The 19,478-nt window shown below is 70.9% G+C and carries 19 protein-coding genes; 11 read left to right on the top strand and 8 right to left on the bottom strand.

Annotation, left to right across the window (positions count from 1 at the left end; genetic code table 11):
• The first annotated feature begins 145 nt into the window (after positions 1 to 145).
• Complete coding sequence (locus tag E4T13_RS27650; RefSeq protein ID WP_137181560.1) at positions 146 to 517, top strand: endonuclease domain-containing protein; 372 nt, start codon at positions 146 to 148, stop codon at positions 515 to 517.
• A 129-nt stretch (positions 518 to 646) separates the two neighbouring features.
• Here the strand turns inward: E4T13_RS27650 and E4T13_RS27645 are convergent, their stop codons facing one another.
• From E4T13_RS27645 to paaN, 6 genes are all read right to left on the bottom strand, one after another.
• Positions 647 to 1,348 carry an ABC transporter ATP-binding protein gene (locus E4T13_RS27645; protein WP_137181559.1) on the bottom strand — a complete coding sequence of 234 codons (702 nt, stop codon included), beginning with the start codon at positions 1,346 to 1,348 and terminating at the stop codon, positions 647 to 649.
• Positions 1,341 to 2,138 carry an ABC transporter ATP-binding protein gene (locus E4T13_RS27640; protein ID WP_137181558.1) on the bottom strand — a complete coding sequence of 266 codons (798 nt, stop codon included), beginning with the start codon at positions 2,136 to 2,138 and terminating at the stop codon, positions 1,341 to 1,343. Before E4T13_RS27640 ends, E4T13_RS27645 begins: the two co-directional genes overlap by 8 nt.
• A complete protein-coding gene (locus E4T13_RS27635) occupies positions 2,135 to 3,067 on the bottom strand; it encodes a branched-chain amino acid ABC transporter permease (protein ID WP_137181557.1) in 933 nt (310 codons plus the stop codon). Before E4T13_RS27635 ends, E4T13_RS27640 begins: the two co-directional genes overlap by 4 nt.
• Positions 3,067 to 3,942, bottom strand: coding sequence for a branched-chain amino acid ABC transporter permease (locus E4T13_RS27630; RefSeq protein WP_137181556.1), 876 nt, complete (start codon positions 3,940 to 3,942; stop codon positions 3,067 to 3,069). Before E4T13_RS27630 ends, E4T13_RS27635 begins: the two co-directional genes overlap by 1 nt.
• Positions 3,943 to 4,057: 115 nt before the next feature.
• Positions 4,058 to 5,224, bottom strand: coding sequence for an ABC transporter substrate-binding protein (locus E4T13_RS27625; protein ID WP_137181555.1), 1,167 nt, complete (start codon positions 5,222 to 5,224; stop codon positions 4,058 to 4,060).
• A 33-nt stretch (positions 5,225 to 5,257) separates the two neighbouring features.
• A complete protein-coding gene (gene paaN, locus E4T13_RS27620; protein WP_137181554.1) occupies positions 5,258 to 6,928 on the bottom strand; it encodes a phenylacetic acid degradation protein PaaN in 1,671 nt (556 codons plus the stop codon).
• Positions 6,929 to 7,066: 138 nt separating this feature from the next.
• Here paaN and E4T13_RS27615 point away from each other — a divergent pair, with 138 nt between their 5' ends.
• The 7 genes from E4T13_RS27615 (at position 7,067) to E4T13_RS30850 (ending at position 12,333) form a co-directional block, all read left to right on the top strand.
• Positions 7,067 to 7,864, top strand: coding sequence for an enoyl-CoA hydratase-related protein (locus E4T13_RS27615; protein WP_137181553.1), 798 nt, complete (start codon positions 7,067 to 7,069; stop codon positions 7,862 to 7,864).
• Positions 7,861 to 8,292: a hydroxyphenylacetyl-CoA thioesterase PaaI gene (gene paaI / locus E4T13_RS27610; RefSeq protein WP_137181552.1), complete on the top strand. Its 432-nt coding sequence runs from the start codon at positions 7,861 to 7,863 to the stop codon at positions 8,290 to 8,292. Before E4T13_RS27615 ends, paaI begins: the two co-directional genes overlap by 4 nt.
• A complete protein-coding gene (gene paaK / locus E4T13_RS27605; protein WP_137181551.1) occupies positions 8,289 to 9,602 on the top strand; it encodes a phenylacetate--CoA ligase PaaK in 1,314 nt (437 codons plus the stop codon). The genes paaI and paaK overlap by 4 nt, the downstream gene beginning before the upstream one ends.
• Before the next feature lies 1 nt (position 9,603).
• Positions 9,604 to 10,230: a TetR/AcrR family transcriptional regulator gene (locus tag E4T13_RS27600; protein WP_137181550.1), complete on the top strand. Its 627-nt coding sequence runs from the start codon at positions 9,604 to 9,606 to the stop codon at positions 10,228 to 10,230.
• 514 nt (positions 10,231 to 10,744) lie between these two features.
• Positions 10,745 to 11,380 carry a hypothetical protein gene (locus E4T13_RS27595; RefSeq protein WP_137181549.1) on the top strand — a complete coding sequence of 212 codons (636 nt, stop codon included), beginning with the start codon at positions 10,745 to 10,747 and terminating at the stop codon, positions 11,378 to 11,380.
• A 164-nt stretch (positions 11,381 to 11,544) separates the two neighbouring features.
• Positions 11,545 to 12,153 carry a PEP-CTERM sorting domain-containing protein gene (locus tag E4T13_RS27590; protein ID WP_137181548.1) on the top strand — a complete coding sequence of 203 codons (609 nt, stop codon included), beginning with the start codon at positions 11,545 to 11,547 and terminating at the stop codon, positions 12,151 to 12,153.
• A gap of 51 nt (positions 12,154 to 12,204) precedes the next feature.
• Positions 12,205 to 12,333, top strand: coding sequence for a hypothetical protein (locus E4T13_RS30850; protein ID WP_256370479.1), 129 nt, complete (start codon positions 12,205 to 12,207; stop codon positions 12,331 to 12,333).
• A 48-nt stretch (positions 12,334 to 12,381) separates the two neighbouring features.
• On the opposite strand, the gene katG is transcribed toward E4T13_RS30850, so the two are convergent.
• Together katG and E4T13_RS27580 are read right to left on the bottom strand one after the other, a co-directional pair.
• Positions 12,382 to 14,595, bottom strand: a complete 2,214-nt coding sequence (katG, locus tag E4T13_RS27585) for a catalase/peroxidase HPI (RefSeq protein WP_137181547.1) — start codon at positions 14,593 to 14,595, stop codon at positions 12,382 to 12,384.
• Positions 14,596 to 14,803: 208 nt separating this feature from the next.
• The gene (locus E4T13_RS27580; RefSeq protein WP_137181546.1) at positions 14,804 to 15,607 is read right to left on the bottom strand and encodes a Crp/Fnr family transcriptional regulator; all 804 of its coding nucleotides are present in this window, start codon (positions 15,605 to 15,607) and stop codon (positions 14,804 to 14,806) included.
• A gap of 149 nt (positions 15,608 to 15,756) precedes the next feature.
• Between E4T13_RS27580 and E4T13_RS27575 the strand changes: the two genes are divergently transcribed.
• From E4T13_RS27575 to E4T13_RS27565, 3 genes are all read left to right on the top strand, one after another.
• Entirely contained in the window at positions 15,757 to 16,665 is a 909-nt protein-coding gene (locus E4T13_RS27575) for a sensor histidine kinase (RefSeq protein WP_170985288.1), read from the top strand.
• Positions 16,666 to 16,813: 148 nt separating this feature from the next.
• On the top strand, positions 16,814 to 18,217 hold the full coding sequence (locus E4T13_RS27570; RefSeq protein WP_240791325.1) for a pitrilysin family protein: 1,404 nt from the start codon (positions 16,814 to 16,816) through the stop codon (positions 18,215 to 18,217).
• Positions 18,214 to 19,467, top strand: a complete 1,254-nt coding sequence (locus E4T13_RS27565; protein ID WP_137181543.1) for a pitrilysin family protein — start codon at positions 18,214 to 18,216, stop codon at positions 19,465 to 19,467. The genes E4T13_RS27570 and E4T13_RS27565 overlap by 4 nt, the downstream gene beginning before the upstream one ends.
• Positions 19,468 to 19,478: the final 11 nt, after the last annotated feature.

The raw sequence follows: 19,478 nt of genomic DNA, 5'->3' as shown, positions 1-19,478 counted from the left end.
GACCTTCGGGCCTGCGTCGAGCAAATGGAAGCAGACGGCTTCCAACGAGCACCATGATCGTCGCGAAAGGCGGAGTGGCCCCGAACGACTTGTAGCGGCTCCCTCCCCCGTTCACGGGGGAGGGATGGGGTGGGGGGAACCCGATATGCGCGACCACGGCCTCCGCGACCGCGCGCGCAGCCTTCGCCGCGACATGACCCCGACAGAACACAAGCTCTGGCGCGCGATCCGCCTCGACGCGCTCGGCGCCACCTTCCGCCGCCAGCATGCGATCCCTCCGTACATTGCCGACTTCGCCTGCGTCGAATTGCGCCTCGTCGTCGAGGTGGATGGCGGCCAGCACGGCGATATGCGAGACGCCGTGCGCGATGCCGCGATGCGTGAGGCGGGGTGGAACGTACTGCGGTTCTGGAACAATGAGGTGACCGAGAACCTCGACGGTGTTCTGCTGCGGATTGCCGAGGTGATCGCGGAACTGCGGAAGTCGGCTTCCCCCCACCCTATCCCTCCCCCGTAAACGGGGGAGGGAAGCACTGCGCGCTGTAGGCTCGGTTATGCGACGGGCGCCAGCCGACGGCGCTGCGAGCCCCCCTCCCCCGTTTACGGGGGAGGGATGGGGTGGGGGGTAAGCCGAAACCCATACCCGCTACACCCCCAGATAAGCCTCCCGCACCCCCGGATCATGGAGCAGCGCCGGCCCCGTTCCACTGAAGGCGATCTTCCCCGTCTCGATGACATAGCCCCGGTCCGCGATCGCCAGCGCCGCACTCGCATTCTGCTCCACCAGCAGCACCGTGACGCCGGAACGCTTCAGCGCCAACACCGACTCCAGGATCTGGTCCACCAGCACCGGCGCCAGGCCCATGCTCGGCTCGTCCAGCAGCAGCAGCCGCGGCTCGCTCATCAGCGCGCGGCCGATCGCCAGCATCTGCTGCTGCCCGCCGGAAAGCCCCGCGGCCGGCAGCGCGCGCTTCTCGCGCAGGATCGGGAACATCGCGAAGACGCTTTCCAGATTCTCGTCCGTTGTCGCGCGCCCGCGGCGGAACGCACCCAGGCGCAGATTGTCCTCGACGGACAGAGGGCCGAAGACCTGCCGGCCCTCGGGCGATTGCGCGATGCCGGCTGCGACGCGGCGATGCGGCGTCCAGCCGGTGATGTCCTCGCCATGGAAGGTCACGCGGCCGGCGCTGACCGGCTGCACGCCGGAGAGGCAGCGCAGCAGCGTCGTCTTGCCCGCGCCGTTGCCGCCGACGATCGCGGTGATCTCGCCGGTCTCGACGCGCAGCGAGACGCCCTTCAGTGCGAGGATCCGGCCATAGGCGGATTGCAGGTCCCGCACCTCAAGCAAGACTGGCCTCCTTCACGCCATGCGTGCCGAGATAGGCGGCGATCACCTCGGGGTTCGTGCGCACCTGCTCGGGCGTGCCTTCCGCCAGCATGCGGCCCTGGTTCAGCACGACGACATGGCGGCTGATGCGCATCACCAGCTTCATGTCGTGCTCGATCAGCACCACCGCGACACCGCGCGCGGCGACCTGCGCGATGAGGCCGTCGATCTCCTCCGTTTCCACGGGGTTGCAGCCGGCGGCGGGCTCGTCCAGCAGCAGCACGCGCGGCTCGGTCGCCAGCGCGCGCGCGATCTCCAGCCGCTTCAGCGCGCCGTAGGGCAGCGAGCCGGCGGGCAGCTCGGCCGTGTCGGCCAGCCCCACCTCCTCCAGCAGCGCCATCGCGGCATCGCGCGTCGCCGCATTGGCGCGGCGCGAGCGCGGCAGCCGGAACAGGTCGGCGAACAGCGTCGAGCCTTCGCGCAGGTGCCGCCCCGCCATCACGTTCTCCAGCGCCGTCATGCGGAAGAACACCTGCAGGTTCTGGAAGGTGCGCGACAGGCCCAGCGCCGCCAGGCGGTGCGGCGGCGCCTGCGTCACGTCCTGCCCGTCCAGCACGATGCGTCCCTCGCTCGCGCGGTAGAGGCCGGAGACGATGTTGAACAGCGTGGTCTTGCCTGCGCCGTTCGGGCCGATGATGGCGAGGATCTCTCCCGCGCGCGCGGAAAAGCCGACGCCATCGAGCGCGCGCAGCCCGCCGAAGGCGATGCCGATGCCTTCGGCCGACAGCAGGGCCTCGCCGCGGGAACTCATGCCGGCTTGCGGCGGAGCAGTCCCGCCAGGCCCGGCACGATGCCGGCGCGAAGAAAAATCATGAACAGCATGATGAGCAGGCCGATCGCCGCCTGCTCGTAGTCGTGCAGGAAGGTCAGCGTCTGCGGCAGCAGCACCAGCAGCGCCGCGCCGACCACCGCGCCGGGCACCGAGGCGAGGCCCCCGATCACCACCATCGTCACGTATTCGATGGAAGCGAGGAAGCCCGCCGCATCCGGCGTGACGAAGCCGTTCATCAGCGCGAGCAGCCCGCCGGCCACCGCGGCATAGACGGCGGCGATGACGAAGGCGCGCAGCTTGTGCTTCGCCACATCGATGCCCACCGTGCGCGCCGCGACCTCGCTGTCATGCAGCGCCGCCAGCGCCCGGCCCGCCGGGCTCGCCTGCAGGTTCAGCGCGATCCAGACGCCGATCAGCAGCGCGACGCCGGTGATCCAGTAGAAGGTCTCGCCGCCGCGGATGCGCCATTCGCCGATCTCCGCGCGCGGCACGCGGATGCCGTCGGGACCGCCGGTGAGCGCAAACTCGTTCACCAGCACCATCGTCACCAGCATGCCGAAGCCGAGCGTGGCGACCGCCAGGTAGTGGCCCTTGAGCTTCAGGATCGGCCGGCCGACTACGAAGGCCACGCCGCCCGCGATGGCAGCGCCGAGCGGCAGGCAGAGCAGCACGTCGATCCCCAGCAGCTTGGGCCCGAGCGCCATGGTGTAGGCACCGATCCCGACGAAGCCGGCATGGCCAAGGCTGACCTGCCCCGCCTGCCCCATCAGGATCTGCAGCCCGACCGCGGCCAGCGCCGTCACCCAGATCAGCGCGGCCACACGGAAGTAGAAGCCGGTCGGGAAGAACCAGGGGATCGTGCCGATGACGGCCGCGAGGATGATCAGCGTCGCCCAGCGGGAGCCCATCACACGCGCTCCACGCTGCGCCGCCCGAACAGGCCCTGCGGCAGGGTGAACAGCACGGCCAGGATCACCACGAAGGCGACCGCGTCCTTGTAGGCGGAGGAGATCGTGCCCGCCGCGAAGCTTTCGAGCAGGCCGAGCAATAGCCCGCCCACGACCGCGCCGAGCGGACTGCCCATGCCGCCCAGCATCGCCGCCGCGAACCCCTTCAGCGCCAGCATGGTGCCGACATCGAAGGAGGTCAGCGTTATCGGCGTGATGAGGATTCCCGCGAGCGCGCCGATCGCCGCGCTCAGCCCGAAGGAGAGCGCCAGCACGAAGGAGGTGTCCACGCCCACCAGCCGCGCAGCCAGACGGTTCGCCGCCGTCGCCAGCACCGCCTTGCCGAGCAGCGTCTTCTCGAGGAATACGAAAAGGCCGAGAAAGACGAGGATCGCGCCGCCCAGCACCCAGAGGCTCTGCGGCAGGATCGCCGCGCCCGCGAGCAGGATCGGGTCGTTGCCGGAGAAGCCGGGCATCTGGTGGAAGCGCTTGTCGAAGACGATCTGCGCGACGCCACGCAGGAAGATGCTGGCGCCGATGGTGATGATGATGAGCGTGACGGCGGAGGCGCCCCGCGCCGGCTCGATCGCCAAGCGATGCAGCAGCAGCCCGACCGCGACCGCCACCAGGATCGCCAGCGCCGCCGCCAGTGGCAGCGCAAGGCCGGCCGCCGTGGCGAAGACCGTCACCATGCCGCCGAGCATGACGAACTCGCCTTGCGCGAAATTCACCACGTCCGACGCGTTGTAGATCAGCGTGAAGCCCAGCGCGACCAGCGCATACACCGCGCCGACCGTCAGGCCGGAGACCAGGAATTGCAGGAGCTCTGCGGTCACGAAAAAGCCCTCCCCCGCTTGCGGGGGAGGGTTGGGTGGGGGCCGCAGGATCGGCGCACCCCAGTCACCTGCCCCCACCCCGGCCCTCCCCCGCAAGCGAGGGAGGGAGACGTCGTCAATTCCCGATCAGCACGAACTGGCCGTTGCGGATCTCGACCATCCGGAAGGCGCTGAGATCCAACCCCATGTGGTCCGTGTTGCTCATGTTCACGACGCCGCCTGTGCCGACGAAGCCACGGGTCTGGCGGATCGCGTCGCGCAGGCGCGTGCCGTCGGTGCTGTTGGCGCGCTTGATCGCCTCCACCAGGACCATCAGCCCGTCATAGGCATGGCCGCCGAAGGTCGAGACGGGCTGACCGGTCTCGCGCTCGAAGGCGGTCTTGTAGTCGATCAGCACCTGGCGCTGCGGATCGTTCGCCGGCAGCTGCTCGGCAACCAGCAGCGCGGCCGCGGGCAGGCGCACGCCCTCGGCGGCCTGCGGCGTCGCGAGCTGGATGAACTGCGCGCTGGCGACGCCGTGCGACTGATAGAGCGGCAGGCGGATGCCGAGCTGCGCATAGTTGCGCGTGACGATCGCCGGGCCCTGGCCGAAGCCGGGATTCACAACGGCCTCGACGCCCTGGGTGTTGCGGATGCGGGTGAGCTGGGGGGTCATGTCGGAGTCGCGCGGGCCATACTGCTCATCGGCCACGATGGTGATGCCCGCCGCCTGCGCCACGCGCTGGCATTGCGTGCGCATGGACTGCCCGAACCCGTCCGTCCCCGAGATCAGCGCGACCCGCGACAGGCCGCGCGCGCGGATGTCCGAAAAAATCTTCTCGCAGGCCATGCGGTCGGTGTGCGGCGTCTTGAAGGTGTAGGGCGAGACCGGGTCGATGATCTCGATACCGCCGGCGAGCGAGATGAAGGGGATGCGCGCATCCTCGAAGACCGGGCGCATGGCCATGGTCGTGCCGGTGGTGGTGCCGCCGACCATCGCGACCACGCGGTCATCCTCCACCAGGCGGGTCGCGAAGGTGCGCGCGCGGTTGGCGTCGCCGCCATCGTCATAGACGATCAGCTGGATCGGCCTTCCGTTCACGCCGCCCGCGGCGTTGATGCGGTTGACGTAGAGCCGCAGCGTCTTGTCCTCGGGGTCGCCGAGGAAGCTGGCGGGGCCGGTGACGGACAGCACCGCGCCGATCCGGATGGGATCGTTGCGCTGTGCCAGCGCCGGCAGCGCCACCGCCGCCGCCGCGCCGAGCGCGAGCACGCCGCGGCGGAGCATCGAACCGAGACCCATGTGACGTTCCTCCCTGTGTCGTTGCGACGGACGTTAGGCCGCGGCGGGGCGCCGCGCCATCGCGATGTGGAACCGGTTGGCGACGAAGGCGGCGTCCGTCAGGCAGGAGGTGCCGGCCGGGTTCGCGCCCGAGACATGATAGTCGCTGAACGCCGCGGACTGGTTCACGAACAGACCGCCGCAGAGATTCTCGCTGAGCGCGACGCCGGCCTTGCCGAAGGCTGTCTCGGCGCGCTGCAGGAACGCCTCGTCCGTGCTGTGGACGAGGGCGGTGATGGCGCCCTTCTCGCGCACCGATCCCGCGGCCAGCGCGAGCGCTTCGTCGGCATCCCTGCAGCGGATCAGGAAGGCGATGGGGCCGAAGCGCTCCTCGCCCCAAGCGGCACGGTCCGCGGCGTCCACCGCGACGATCAGCGGCGTGGCGCTGCGCGCAACCGCGAAGCCCGGCATCTCCACCGCGCCGCTGTCGCGCACCACGCGGCCCAAGCCGCGCGCGGCGGAGATGCGATCCAGCGTCGCCGGGTTCTGCACGGCGCCGAGCACGCCGGCGGCGCGCGCCGGGTCGGCGAGCAGCGCATCCACCGCGGCGGCAAGCGCCTGGGCCACCTCGTCGAAGCTCTTCGGGCCGCTTTCGGTCGCGATGCCCTCGGCCGGAACGAAAAGATTCTGGGGCGCGGTGCACATCTGTCCGCTGTAGAGGCTGAGCGAGAAGGCCAGGTTGCGGCACAGGCCGGCGAAGTCGGCGGTGGAGTGCAGCACCACCGGATTGATCCCGGCTTCCTCGGTGTGGAGCGGCTTGGCGCCCGCGACATGCGTGCGCAGCCAGGCGCCGAAGGCCGGGCCGCCGGTGAAGTCCACAATGCCGATCGCCGGATGCCGCGCGAGGTCGGCCGCAAGCGGCGCCTCAGCGGTATCGGGCGCGAGCTGCACCACGTCTTCCGGGAAGCCCGCCTCCGCCAGCACGGCGCGCGCGGCGCGCACCGTCAGCGCAAGCGGCAGGATCGCCGCCGGATGCGGCTTCACGATCACCGCATTGCCGGTGGCGAGATCCGCGAAGAGGCCGGGATAGCCGTTCCAGGTCGGGAAGGTCGCACAGCCGATCACCAGACCGACCCCGCGCGGGATGACCCGGAACGTCTTGTCGAGGTTGAGCGTCTCCTTGCCCGCCGGCTTGCTCCAGCGCACCGCGCCGGGGATTTTCCCGAGTTCCTCCATCGCATAGGCGACCGCTTCCAGCCCGCGATCCTGCGCATGCGGCCCGCCTGCCTGGAAGGCCATGGCCCAGCCCTGGCCGGTGGTGTGCATCACCGCCTGCGCCATCAGGAAGCTGTCGCGGTTGAGGCGATGCAGAATCTCCAGGCAGATGCCCGCGCGATGCTCCGGCGAGGCCTCCGCCCAGGCCGGCGCGGCGGCTTCCGCGCGGGCGGCCAGCGTCGCGACATCCTCGGCCGGATAGGTGATGCCGAGCATCGGTCCCCAGGGCGAGACCTCGGCGCCGACCTGCCGCGCCCCCGGCGCGAAGGGCTTTGCGAGCAGCGCGGCGAAGGCGGCCTCCGCATCGGCCTTCGCCGTCTCGCCATAGATCTTGCCGGAGGGCGCCTCGGGGTAGGCGGAGAACCAGGCGCGGCTGCGTGCGGCCTGCATCGCCTGGTCGAGCGTCGCGCGATGTTGCGCGAACAGCGCGTCACGGATGTTCCCCGCCATCGCATCCTCCCTCGCCATGTTGACCCTGGCGGGGCACGAAAATAGATTAACCGAACGGACAGTCAATGGCGAGGCGGCTCTAGGATTATAGTCTTAGTCTGTCAGCACAGTCAAGAGGAAACCGAAAGGGAGGGGCGCATGGCGGAGGATACGGGACCGCTGCTGGTCGAGCAGCGGCAGGGCTGGCGGAAGCTCACGCTGAACCGACCGCAGAAGCTCAACGCCTTCGATGCCACGCTGCACGCTGCGCTGTGCGATGCCCTGGAAGACGCGGGGCGCGATCCGGCCTGTCGTGCGGTGCTGATCACCGGCGCCGGGCGCGGCTTCTGCGCGGGGCAGGACCTGGCGGAGCCGGGGCTGACGGGGCCGGAGGCCGATCTCGGCGCGGTGCTTGACCGTGGCTGGAATCGCCTCGTCGGCACGATCCGCGACCTGCCGAAGCCGGTGGTCTGCGCGGTGCATGGTGTCGCCGCCGGCGCGGGCGCCTCCATCGCCTTCGCCTGCGACATCACCCTCGCGGCCGAGGATGCGCGCTTCGCGCAGGCCTTCATCCGGATCGGCCTGATCCCCGACAGCGGCGCGACCTGGACGCTGACGCATCTCGCGGGACCGGCGCGTGCGCGGGCACTCGCGATGCTCGGCGATCCCATCAGCGGCACCGATGCCGCGGCGATGGGGCTGGTCTGGCGTGCGGTGCCGGCCGACGCGGTCATGTCCGAGGCGGAGAAACTCTGCGACCGCCTGGTGCGCCTGCCGGGCGGCGCGCTGGCGGCGACGAAGCGTGCGCTGGCCGCGGCCGAGGGCAATGGCTTCGACGCCCAGCTTGCGCTGGAGGCGCGGATGCAGCGCGAGCTCGGCCGCAGTGCGGACTATGCGGAGGGCGTCGCGGCCTTCCAGCAGAAGCGCGCCGCGCGCTTCGAAGGCGCGCCCGAATGACACCCCAGCAGCTCGCCGAAGCCTGCGCCGCGGCGATGTGGGCGGAGGATCGCGCCTCCGCCGGGCTCGGCATGCGCATCGCCCGCATCGCACCGGGCGAGGCGGACCTGACCATGGTGGTGGAGCCGCGCATGGTGAACGGGCACGGCATCTGCCATGGCGGCTTCATCTTCGCGCTGGCCGATTCCGCCTTCGCCTTCGCCTGCAACTCCTTCAACCGCCGCGCCGTCGCGCAGAGCAACAGCATCACTTATCTGCGCCCCGCGAAGCTCGGCGACACGCTGACGGCGCGCGCGGTCCAGACCAATGCGGCCGGTCGCAGCGGCATCACCGACGTCACCGTCAGCGACGGCGAGGGCAAGCCGGTCGCCGTGTTCCGTGGCCTGTCCCGCATCATCGAAGGCCATCTCGTGGAGGTCACGCCATGACCACGCGCCTCGGCGATCCGCCGCCCGAGCATCTGCTGGACGAGGGCGAGCGCCTCTCGCCGCCGCAGCTTCGCGCGCTGCAGCGCGAACGCATCGCGGCCACCCTCGCCAACGCCTACGAGAACGTGCCGCATTACCGCCGTGCCTTCGACGCGGCGGGCGTCACGCCGCTCGATTTCCGCGACCCGGAAGACCTACGCAAATTCCCCTTCACCACCAAGGCCGACCTGCGCGCCAACTACCCCTTCGGCATGTTCGCCGTGCCGCGCGAGCAGGTTGTCCGCATCCACGCCTCCTCCGGCACCACGGGCAAGCCGACCGTCGTCGGCTACACGAAGCAGGACATCGACACCTGGGCCGCGCTCGTCGCGCGCTCGATCCGCGCCAGCGGCGGCAGGCCGGGGATGATGGTGCATGTCGCCTATGGCTACGGGCTGTTCACCGGCGGGCTCGGCGCGCATTACGGCGCGGAGGCGATGGGCTGCACCGTGATCCCCGTCTCCGGCGGCATGACCGAGCGCCAGGTGCAGCTGATCGAGGATTTCCGGCCGGAGATCATCATGGTCACGCCCTCCTACATGCTTGCCTTGCTCGACGAGTTCCGGCGGCAGGGCGTGGACCCGCGCAGATCCTCGCTCAAGGTCGGCATCTTCGGCGCCGAGCCCTGGACCGAGGCGATGCGCGCGCAGATCGAGGAGGCCTTCGACCTGCACGCCGTGGACATCTACGGCCTGTCCGAGGTGATGGGCCCCGGCGTCGCCAATGAATGCGTCGAGACCAAGGACGGCCCGCATATCTGGGAGGACCATTTCTACCCGGAGATCGTGAACCCCGAGACCGGCGAGCCGGTGCCGGATGGCGAGCCCGGCGAGCTGGTCTTCACATCGCTCACCAAGCAGGCGATGCCCGTCATCCGCTACCGCACGCGCGACCTGACGCGGCTGCTGCCCGGCACGGCACGGCCCGCCTTCCGGCGGATGCAGAAGATCACCGGGCGCAGCGACGACATGATCATCCTGCGCGGCGTCAACGTGTTCCCTTCGCAGGTCGAGGAGCAGATTCTCCGGGTCCCGCATCTCGCGCCGCACTACCAGCTGATCCTGACGCGCGAGGGCCCAATGGATGCGATGACCATCGCGGTGGAATGCGAGCCCGGCAGCGATGGCGGCGAACGCGACGCAGCCGCGCTGGCGCTGGCGCACCACGTGAAGGAGATGATCGGCATCTCCGCGGCCGTGGACGTGCGCGACCCCGGCGCGATCGAGCGCAGCCTCGGCAAGGCGCGGCGCGTGATCGACAAGAGGAAGTAGGATGGCACGCCCTCGCGCCGCCGACCATTTCGAGAAGCGCCAGGCGATCATGGCGCAGGCCGCGGAGCTGTTTGCGCAGCACGGCTACGACCGCGCCTCGCTCGCGATGCTCGCCCAGGCCTGCGGCGTCTCCAAGGCGCTGGTCTACCACTACTGGCGCGACAAGGAGGAACTGCTCTTCGACGTTCTGGCGCAGCACCTGCAGAAGCTGGTGGAGATCGCGCGCGGCGTGCACACGCTCACGCGCAGCCCGCGCGAGCGGCTCGAGACCTTCGCCTTCCTGCTGCTCGACGCCTACCGGGATGCGGATGCGGTGCACCGCGTGCAGATCGCCTGCCTCTCCCTGCTCTCGGCCGAGCGGCAGGAGGCGCTGAAGGCGCTGGAACGCGCACTGGTGGAGGAAGCCGCTTGCATCATCGCGGAGCTCGACCCGGAGGCGGGACGGCACCGTCACCTGCTGATGCCGCTGACGATGTCCTTCTTCGCCATGCTGAACTGGCACTACCTGTGGCACCGCGAGGGCGCGAAGCTGACGCGTGCCGACTATGCGCGGATGGTCGCGACCATCATGGCCGCGGGCACGCCGGCGGTGGTCGAGGCCTTCGGCCGGGCGATGGCGCAGGGATGAGGCAATGAGACGGCGCGGCGAAAGGCAGCCTGCCGGACACTGAGGCAAACCGGACGTTGCAGGGGCGTTCCGCAGTGCCTGGCCTGGGCCTGCCCCGTTCACGGCAGGGGAAGCATGTCCCCTCCCCGCGTCAATCGCAGGTGGCGTACCGCGGACGGCCTCGGCAAGCGCATCCAGGCCTGTCTGCAGGTGATCCTCGCCGGCGTGGAGGAGCGCGTCAGCCTCAGCGGGGCCGAGGTCGAGAGCCTTCGCAGCGCCCTCGCCTGTCCTGCAGCTCGAGCGCATGCAGATCGCCACGGTGGAAACCGAGAAGGCCGAACACATCCTGGCCTGCATGCTGCGCCCGCGCATGGAGGACTGACGGAAGCGCGCAGGTAGGCAGGGAGGCTTCCCGTGCGGAACCCGGTGTTGCGGCGTGTAACGCCGCTTGCCGGCGCCCTGCCGGCTGAGGCATGGATGTTGCGATGCTGCAACGCAGGCTAGCCGGCTGCGATCCGACGGGACGGAGGGCACCATGATGGTGATGCAGGAGCGGGTGATCGTGGCTCTCACCGGGGCCTGCCTTCTCTGCTCCGGCCTTTTGGCCGCCAGACCCGCGCAAGCTGCCTTCGGGTTCATCTTCTCGGAAAGCGGCGGGAGTGTCGTTGGAACAGGGTCTGGATCGCTGCAGCTCGACCCGTTGCAGTTCGTTGAGACCCTTTCGGCCGGCGCACCGGGTCTCAACCCGTCGAGTGGATCGTTCCTTGGCGGGGACGGGACTGGCGAGCTTGCGCTCTACATGGGCGATGTCGGTGCATCCGGCTTCGGTCCCGGCCCGGCCAGCCCGGTTCCGACCACGACGGGCGCAGGCCTTGGCATCGTGCCCTTCGCGCCGGGATTCTTCTATCTCGCCGTCCCCGCCACCTACGTCTCGGGCACGCCGCTGACGGCGACCATGACATTCCCCGGCGCGACATTCGCCTCGCTCGGCATCACGCCCGGGGCCTATGCTTGGCATTGGAGCAGCGGACCCGGTGCCACGGACTTCCTGCTGCTCCAGTTCGGGACGGATGCGAGCGCGGTGCCGGGACCGTCCTCCGCGCCGCTGCTCGCGGCAGGGCTGCTCGGCCTTTCGGCGGCGGCGCGCCGCCGCCGGCTGCCGCCGGCCTGACCGACCGCGCGGGGCCCGACGCCGGGCGGCCCGCCCAATCCGCCTGCGGCGAGGACAGAGATCCGGCGTCTGCGCGTCGATCCCCGGCAGTCCACCACCCCGGGTGAGCCAGGTTGCAGCATGGCGGCCAGACGACGGCGCAGGCATGGCCAGAGGAGGAGACGATGTTCCGGAAGACACGCGCGGCATCCTTGGCACTGGCCGCGGCCGCCCTGCTTGGCGCGCTGGGTGCAGCCCCGGCAGAAGCCGCTTTCACCTTCAGCTTCAGCCAGGGCGCTGGATACGTCGCCGGCAATGGCAGCGGCTCAATCGACACGGCGAGCCTTGCGCCTGCCGGGTCCGGCGAGGTCAGCCGGGGTGCCGTCAATGCCTCGCTCGGGATGTTGGGGGTCGCCGAAGGGCTGGTGCCGCTCGATTTCTACACAGGCATCGCCGGCCCGCCGCAATTCGGGCATGCCGGCCTTCATTTCGCCGACCGCTCGGACGGCACGGGGTTCACCTTCCAGGCCGCGGTCGGCATGATCGGGCTGCCGCAGGGTTACGTCTCACGCACCGGCCTCGGCGGCCACCTGATGTTCCTCGGCGAATCCTTCGCCTCGCTCGGGCTGGTCGTCGGCACCTTTGTCTATAGCTGGGGCAGCGGGGACACGGCCGACAGCTTCACCGTGCAGGTGTTGGCGCCGGGGGCATCCATTCCGGAACCCGGATCGCTCTTGCCGGTCCTCGGCGGGCTGCTGCTGCTCGCCCTCGCGCGCCGGCAGTCCTGGACGTAGGCGCGGAAGCCGCCCAGCGGCAGCTCGGCGGACAGGGCTTCGTGCGCATCGGTGGTCCTGCCCTTCATCTCCGACGACGAAGCGGAGCGGATATTCGGCGAGCAGGGCGGGCTGAGGAAGGTGCGGTCCTACCTGCGCTACGTGCGCGACCCCTCCCTCCGCATGTTGCGCGAGGGGTGACGATGCGCGCGGCCTGCCGTGGCGCTCGCCGCGGCAGGCCGCCGCGGTTCAGTGCCTTGCCAGGTCGAAACGGTCGGCGTTCATCACCTTGGTCCAGGCGGCGATGAAGTCGTCCACGAACTTCCTTCCCGCATCCGCGGCCGCATAGACCTCCGACAGCGCGCGAAGCTGCGCGTTGGAACCGAAAACCAGGTCCGTTCGCGTCGCGGTCCATTTCCGCTGGTGCGTGCGGCGGTCGGTGCCGACGAAGACCTCGTCGGCGTCGCCATCCTCCATCTTCCACGCCGTGGCCATGTCCAGCAGGTTGACGAAGAAGTCGTTGGTGAGCTGGCCCGGGCGCTCCGTGAGCACGCCTTCCTTGCGGCCGCCGTGATTCGCGCCGAGCACGCGCAGCCCGCCGAGCAGCACCGTCATCTCCGGCGCGCTGAGGCCGAGGAGCTGGGCCCGGTCCATCAGCAGTTCCTCCGTCGGCACGTTGAAGGAGGTCTGAAGGTAGTTGCGGAAGCCATCGGCGCGGGGCTCCAGCGCCTCGAAGCTTTCGGCGTCGGTCTGCGCGGCGGAGGCATCGGTGCGGCCGGGCGAGAACGGCACGTCCACCCGGTACCCGGCATCCCGTGCCGCCTTCTCCACCGCCACGGTGCCGCCGAGCACGACGAGATCGGCGATCGAGACCTTCCGGCCACCCGCGGCCGATGCGTCGAACTCCGCCTTGATGCGTTCATAGACGGCGAGCACGCGGGCCAGCCGCTCCGGCTCGTTCACCTCCCAGTCCTTCTGCGGCGCCAGGCGGATGCGGCCGCCATTGGCGCCGCCGCGATGGTCCGATCCGCGGTAGATCGAGGCCGCACCCCAGGCCGTCGCCACCAGCTCCGCGACAGTGAGGCCCGAAGCGAGGATGCTGTCCTTCAGCGTCGCGACATTGGTCGCGCTGATCGGGACGTAGTCCGCCTTCGGGATCGGATCCTGCCAGATCAGGTCTTCGGCCGGGACCTCGGGGCCGAGGTAGCGCGCCTTCGGGCCCATGTCGCGGTGGCACAGCTTGAACCAGGCGCGGGCGAAGGCGTCGGCGAAGGCCGCGGGGTCGGCGCGGAACCGCTCGGAGATCGCGCGGTATTTCGGATCGACCTTCATCGCCATGTCGGCCGTCGTCATCATCGTCGGCACGCGGCGATCCGGGCTGTGCGCGCCGGGCGCCATGTCCTCGGGCTTCTGGTTGATCGGCTGCCACTGCTTGGCGCCGGCAGGGCTGGTGACAAGCTCGTAGTCGTAGTCCAGCAGCATGTGGAAATAGCCGCCGTCCCAGGTGATCGGGTGCGGCGTCCAGGAGCCTTCAAGGCCGCTGGTGATGGTGTGGTCTCCGATGCCGCTCTCATGCCCGCTCTGCCAGCCGAGGCCCTGCTGCGCGATATCCGCGCCCTCCGGCTCGGCGCCGATCTTCTTCGCGTCGCCGGCGCCGTGGCACTTGCCGAAGGTGTGGCCGCCCGCGGTCAGGGCGACGGTCTCCTCGTCGTTCATGCCCATGCGCGCGAAGGTCTCGCGGATATCGCGGGCGGAGCCGACCGGGTCGGGATGGCCGCCCGGTCCTTCCGGATTCACGTAGATCAGACCCATCTGGATGGCCGCGAGCGGGCTCTCCAGCGCCTTCTCCTCGGTGATGCGGGTGTCGCCGAGCCATTCCTCCTCGGTGCCCCAGTAGATGTCCTTCTCCGGCTCGAACACGTCCTCGCGCCCGCCGCCGAAGCCGAAGACCGGGCCACCCATGGATTCGATGGCGACGTTGCCGGCCATGATCATCAGGTCGGCCCAGGACAGCTTGTGGCCGTATTTCTGCTTGATCGGCCACAGCAGGCGTCGCGCCTTGTCGAGATTGGCGTTGTCGGGCCAGGAGTTCAGCGGCGCGAAGCGCTGCCCGCCCGAGGATGCGCCGCCACGGCCGTCGCCGGTGCGATAGGTTCCGGCACTGTGCCAGGCCATGCGGATGAAGAACGGGCCGTAATGGCCGTAGTCGGCCGGCCACCAGGGCTGGCTGTCGGTCATCAGCGCGTGCAGGTCGCGCTTCACCGCGGCGTAGTCGAGCGAGAGGAACGCCTTCGCATAGTCGAAGTCGTCGCCCATCGGATTTCCGCTGCGACCCCTCTGGTGAAGGATGTCGAGCGAGAGCTGGTTCGGCCACCAGTCGCGGTTGGTGCGCCCCAGCAGGGAGCGGAGGGCGGCGGGCTGCCGCGCCGGGCAGCCCAGAGGATCGCCGACATTGTTGTCCATGGCGCTTGTCCTTTCCTGCAGGTGTCGCGGCGGACGCTAGGCGCGGCGCCGCGACCGCCCCACTCAATTGTTGTGATCGAAAGGATTGGTGGGTCGGATCGAGCCGCGGCGCGAGCGCGGCTTGGTGCAGGCACGGCGCGCCCCGACCGCACACCACCGAGTACGGCCAGGCACAGCGCCCTCACGCGATCGTGGCCAACGGGTGCAGTCAGCGCGTCGCGCGCGGCGCCGATGCCAGTCTCGCGAGGCGGCGCGTCTCGGCCGAACGCGGATAGACGCCGCGCAGCACCTCGTCGAAATGGCGGCGCAGCGCGGTGTTGCATTCGCAGGAGAGTGCGCCGAGCCCCTGCGGGTCCGTCACGGTGAGGCCACCGCGTCGCGTCGCCACCAGGCCGCGCGCCTTCATCGCCTGGATCACCCGGCTGATGTAGCTGCGGCCGACGCCGAGCATGCCCGCCACCTGTTCCTGCGTCAGCGCGACGCTGTCCGCGCCGGTGCGATCGATGGCCGCGAGCAGCCACTTCGCCGTACGCTGCTCGATGGAGTGCACGGCGTTGCAGGCGATGGCCTGGAACATCTGCGCCATCAGGCAGTCGGCGTAGCGGGCGAACAGGCTGTCGAGCGCGGGCGATTCCCGCTTCGCCGCCTCCAGCGCAGTCAGGCGCAGGCGCAGGAAGGCGCCGGCCACCTGGATCTCGGCGCGGGCGAAGGCGGGCAGGTTGCCCTGGCTGACGATGCCGCCGACCGCGCCTTCCCGCCCGACCAGCGCCGTCTCCACCTCGCGGCCATCCTCCAGCGTCACCTTGAAGGAGACCAGCGCGCCGCCGCAGGGGAAATACACGTAGTCCACCAGGTCGCCGGGCCGGTAGATCAGCGTCGACGCCTGGCCCATCCACGGCTCCAGCGCGGGGCGCAGCAGCGCCAGGTCGGCTGGCCGCAGCGCACGCAGCAGGTTGTTGGTCGGACCCTCGCCGGCGTTGTGTGCCGCGGTGGCACGTGCAAGCCCATCCATCGCTTCAGCCCCCACGGTTCATCGTCGCGCTCGCGGCATCAACGTGCCGGGAACGGTTGCGTTCACTATTGGGCAGACGATTGGTTGCGCGCGTGGTCTCAAGCGCGTTCCGGTGCCGCATGGGGCGGCGCGCCGGAAGGGGGTCCCGCGTGAGCGCCGACGCGCCGGAGCTGTGGCTGTTCGACCTGGCCCCACCCGCCACAGCCGCCGCCGATCCGCTCGGCAGGCTGCTGGCGGATCTCGGCCTGGCCGCGGAGGTCGCGCCGGAGGTTCAGGCGCGCGTGAACGGCCGCATCGCCGACGCGCTGGCCCGCGGCGCGCCGCGGCTGGCGGCGGAGTTTCCCGCCCGACTGGATGGCGCACTGCGCTGGCTCGCCCTGCATGCGCGCGCGGAGCCGACGCGGCTGCGCGGCGTGCTGCTCGACATCACGGCGCGGCGGCAGTCGGCGGAACGGTCGGAGGCAGTGCAGCGGGAACTGACCCACCGCGTGAAGAACATCATGGCGGTGGTCTCCGGCCTGATCTCGCTGGCGGCGCGGAGCACGCCGGAAGCGCAGGTCTTCGCCGCGGCGATGCGCAAGCGGATCGTGGCGCTCGCCGGCATCTACCGCCATGTCGAGCCGGAGTCGGATGCCACCGACGGCAACGGCACCTCGCCGCTCGGGGCGTTCCTGGCGGAGATCGCCGCGCCCTATGCGGATGCGGTGCGGCTGGATCTCGGCGCGGGGTCGGCGGCAATCCCGGTGGGGCGCCGCGCCGCCACCGCGCTGGCGCTGCTGGTGCATGAGCTCGCGACGAATGCGACGAAGCATGGCGCCCTGGCCAGCGCCCGGGGCACGGTGCTGCTCTCCGCCCGGCTGGACGGCGCGCGGCTGGAGCTGTGCTGGGCGGAGCAGGACGGACCGGCGCTGGGTGGGCCGCCAGGGCTTCCCGGCTTCGGCATGACGATGTCGGACCGGATCGCGGCGACGATGCTCGGCAGCCAGGTCGTGCGGCAATGGCATGAGGCAGGGCTGGTCGCATCGCTCTCCGTCAGGCTCGATCTGCTGGCGGCATGACGCCGGGGCGCAGTGCGGTCTAGACTGCGCCGATGCGCAAGCGCCCGCCCGCCAGCCTCGCCCGCCGGGCGGCGGGCGTTCACCTTTCGATACCAATGGCGGGCTTGGCCGATGCGGGCGGCAGGCCCACCTTCGGGCCATGCGCCCGATGACCCGCCGCACCGCCCTGCAGGCCGCCGCCGCCTGCGCAGCCGCCACCGCGCTGCCCGCCGACGCCTCGGCGCAGCCGTCCCTGCCCGCTGCGATCGCGGAACGCCCGCTGTTCGGCGCCACGCTGCGAACCTTGCCGAACGGGCTGCGCGTCGCCTTCGTGGAGAACCGGCGCGCGCCGGTCATCGCGCAATACGCCTATGTCTCCGCCGGCGGCGGCGAGGACCCGCATGGCCGGTCCGGGGTGGCGCATTTCCTCGAACACATGATGTTCAAGGGCAGCCCGCAGGTCGCCTCCGGCGAGTTCTCCCGCCGCGTGGCGCGGGAGGGCGGCAACGACAATGCCTTCACCTCGCGCGACGTCACCGCCTATTTCCAGCATGTGGAGGCCAGCCGGCTCGACCTGGTGGCGCTGATGGAAGCCGACCGCTTCGCCGCCGCCCGCCTGCCGGAAAGCGAGCTGGAATCGGAGCGCCAGGTGATCCTGGAGGAGCGTGCGCAGCGCACCGGCTCCTCGCCGCGCGCGCTGTTCTTCGAAGGCTTCCAGGCGGCGATGTGGGGCCCGCAGCACTGGCACGGCCGCCCCATCATCGGCTGGGAGGACGAGATCCGCGCCATCACCCATGCCGACCTGATCGCGTTCCACCGCGCCCGCTACGCCGCCGGCAATGCCGTGCTGGTGGTGGCCGGCGCCGTGCCGCCCGACGCCTTCTGGGAGGTGGTGGAGCAGCGCTGGGGCGCGCTGCCGGCAGGCCCCCCCGTGCCGCGCGACCGCGCGTCGCCGCCGGCCGAGATCCCCACGCCGCGCTACACCCGCAACGACCCGCGCCTGCGTGGTGAGGCGGTGTTCCTGCGGTCCTGGCAGGCACCTTCCCTCACCGCCGGCGAGACTCGGCTGGGCGAGCCGCTGGAGGTGCTTCGCCATCTGCTGGGCGGCGGCACCGGATCGCGCCTGCACCGCGCATTGGTGGAAACCGGTCTCGCCGTCTCCGCCGGTGCGTCCTACGATTCCGACAGCGCCTCCTGGACCGATTTCGGCGTCTCCGCCGTGCCGCGGCGCGAGGTGGAGCCCGGCCGTGTCGAGGAAGCCGCGATCGCCGAAGTGAAGCGGCTGCTGGATGCCGGCGGCCCGACCGAGGCCGAGGTCGCGCGCTCCATCCGGCAGATGACGGCGGGTTCGCTCCTGGCGCTGGATGGGCTGGGCGCCGCCCCACGGATGATCGGCGGCGCGCTGGCCGTCGGGTTGCCGCTCGACACCGTGGAGTTCTGGCCGGCGCGGCTGCGTGCGGTCACCCGGGATCAGGTGGCCGAAGCTGCCGTCGCGGTGCTGGGCAAGGCGCCCTCGGCCAGCGGCTGGCTGCTGCCCGAAGGCGTCGCGGCGCCGGCGGAGGTGCGGGCATGACCGCCACCTTTGAGCTCGATATCAAGACGGTCACCGCGGGCAGCCGCTCGGCCTGGCTGATCGAGGACCAGTCCGTCCCGGTCGTCTCCATCGCCTGGGCCTGGCGCGGCGGCGCCGCGCTCGATGCGGCGGAGCATGCCGGCGCCCTGGCAATGGGCGCCGCGCTGCTGACCGAAGGCGCCGGCGACCTCGACAACCGGGCCTTCGCCGATGCGTTGCGCGACGAAGCCATCGGCCTTGGCTTCCAGGCCGAGCGCGACGGCTTCGAAGGCTCCCTGCGCGCGCTGCGCCCGGCGCTGCCGGAAGCGGTGCGGCTGGCCAACTTGGCGATGCGCGCACCGCGGCTCGATGAGGCAGCGGTGGCGCGGGTGCGCGCCCGCGCCGTGGCCGGCGCCCGCGCCCAGTTGGAGACGCCGCGCGGCCAGGTGGGGCGCGCCTTCTGGGCCGCGGCCTATCCACATCATCCCGCGGGGCGGCCGACCAACGGCACCGTGGAAACGCTCTCCACCCTGCCGGAGGCGGCAATCCGCGGCGCATTGTCCCGGCAGATCCGCGCGGACGGGCTGCTCGTGGCGGCGGCCGGCGCGATCACGCCGGAGGAACTCGCCCGCCTGATCCCCGCGCTGTTCGAGGGGCTGCCGGACGGCGCGCCGCCGGAGGCGCCGCCCCTGCCCGCCTTCACCGCCTTTGACCGCCGCATCGTGGAGGTCGCCTCGCCACAATCGGCGATCCTGTTCGGCCAGCCGGGCCTGCCGGTGACGGACCCGGATTGGGAGGCCGCGCAGGTGGTGCTGCGCGTGCTGGCAGGCGGCGGCTTCTCCTCCCGCCTGATGGAGGCAGTGCGCGTGCAGCGCGGGCTCGCCTATGGCATCGGGGCGGGGCTGGACGTGCTGTTCGGGCAGGGCGTGGTGATCGGTTCCTCCGCCACCGACAATGCGCGCGTGGCGGAGACGCTGGCGGTGACGCGCGAGGAATGGGCGCGCATGGCGTCGCAGGGACCGACGCGCGAGGAACTGGACGACGCGGTGGCCTTCTTGACCGGCAACCTGCCGCTCCAATTCACCGACAGCCGCCGCATCGCCGGCACGCTGCTCGCGCTGCGCCGCAACGGCCGTCCGCTCGACTGGCTGAACGAACGCGCGGAGCGGCTGCGGGCGCTGACCACGGCGCGCACGACGACGGTCGCGCAAAAGCTGCTTGAACCCTCGGCGCTTTCCGTCGCCGTGGCGGGGCAGCCGGTGGGCCTGTAGGCGCTGTGGGA

The sequence above is a fragment of the Roseomonas sp. AR75 genome, from assembly GCF_005222815.1.
Classification (GTDB): Bacteria; Pseudomonadota; Alphaproteobacteria; order Acetobacterales; family Acetobacteraceae; genus Falsiroseomonas.
Note: the sequence above shows the minus strand (reverse complement) of the source record. Positions and strands in the feature narration are given on the sequence as shown.

What these genes read in the sequence shown, in the direction of transcription:
- E4T13_RS27650 (WP_137181560.1), top strand. Translation starts at nt 146, where the DNA reads ATGCGCGACCACGGCCTCCGCGACCGCGCGCGCAGCCTTCGCCGCGAC.
- E4T13_RS27640 (WP_137181558.1), bottom strand. Translation starts at nt 2,138, where the DNA reads ATGAGTTCCCGCGGCGAGGCCCTGCTGTCGGCCGAAGGCATCGGCATC.
- E4T13_RS27635 (WP_137181557.1), bottom strand. Translation starts at nt 3,067, where the DNA reads ATGGGCTCCCGCTGGGCGACGCTGATCATCCTCGCGGCCGTCATCGGC.
- E4T13_RS27625 (WP_137181555.1), bottom strand. Translation starts at nt 5,224, where the DNA reads ATGGGTCTCGGTTCGATGCTCCGCCGCGGCGTGCTCGCGCTCGGCGCG.
- paaN (WP_137181554.1), bottom strand. Translation starts at nt 6,928, where the DNA reads ATGGCGGGGAACATCCGTGACGCGCTGTTCGCGCAACATCGCGCGACG.
- E4T13_RS27615 (WP_137181553.1), top strand. Translation starts at nt 7,067, where the DNA reads ATGGCGGAGGATACGGGACCGCTGCTGGTCGAGCAGCGGCAGGGCTGG.
- paaI (WP_137181552.1), top strand. Translation starts at nt 7,861, where the DNA reads ATGACACCCCAGCAGCTCGCCGAAGCCTGCGCCGCGGCGATGTGGGCG.
- paaK (WP_137181551.1), top strand. Translation starts at nt 8,289, where the DNA reads ATGACCACGCGCCTCGGCGATCCGCCGCCCGAGCATCTGCTGGACGAG.
- E4T13_RS27600 (WP_137181550.1), top strand. Translation starts at nt 9,604, where the DNA reads ATGGCACGCCCTCGCGCCGCCGACCATTTCGAGAAGCGCCAGGCGATC.
- E4T13_RS27595 (WP_137181549.1), top strand. Translation starts at nt 10,745, where the DNA reads ATGATGGTGATGCAGGAGCGGGTGATCGTGGCTCTCACCGGGGCCTGC.
- E4T13_RS27590 (WP_137181548.1), top strand. Translation starts at nt 11,545, where the DNA reads ATGTTCCGGAAGACACGCGCGGCATCCTTGGCACTGGCCGCGGCCGCC.
- katG (WP_137181547.1), bottom strand. Translation starts at nt 14,595, where the DNA reads ATGGACAACAATGTCGGCGATCCTCTGGGCTGCCCGGCGCGGCAGCCC.
- E4T13_RS27580 (WP_137181546.1), bottom strand. Translation starts at nt 15,607, where the DNA reads ATGGATGGGCTTGCACGTGCCACCGCGGCACACAACGCCGGCGAGGGT.
- E4T13_RS27570 (WP_240791325.1), top strand. Translation starts at nt 16,814, where the DNA reads ATGACCCGCCGCACCGCCCTGCAGGCCGCCGCCGCCTGCGCAGCCGCC.
- E4T13_RS27565 (WP_137181543.1), top strand. Translation starts at nt 18,214, where the DNA reads ATGACCGCCACCTTTGAGCTCGATATCAAGACGGTCACCGCGGGCAGC.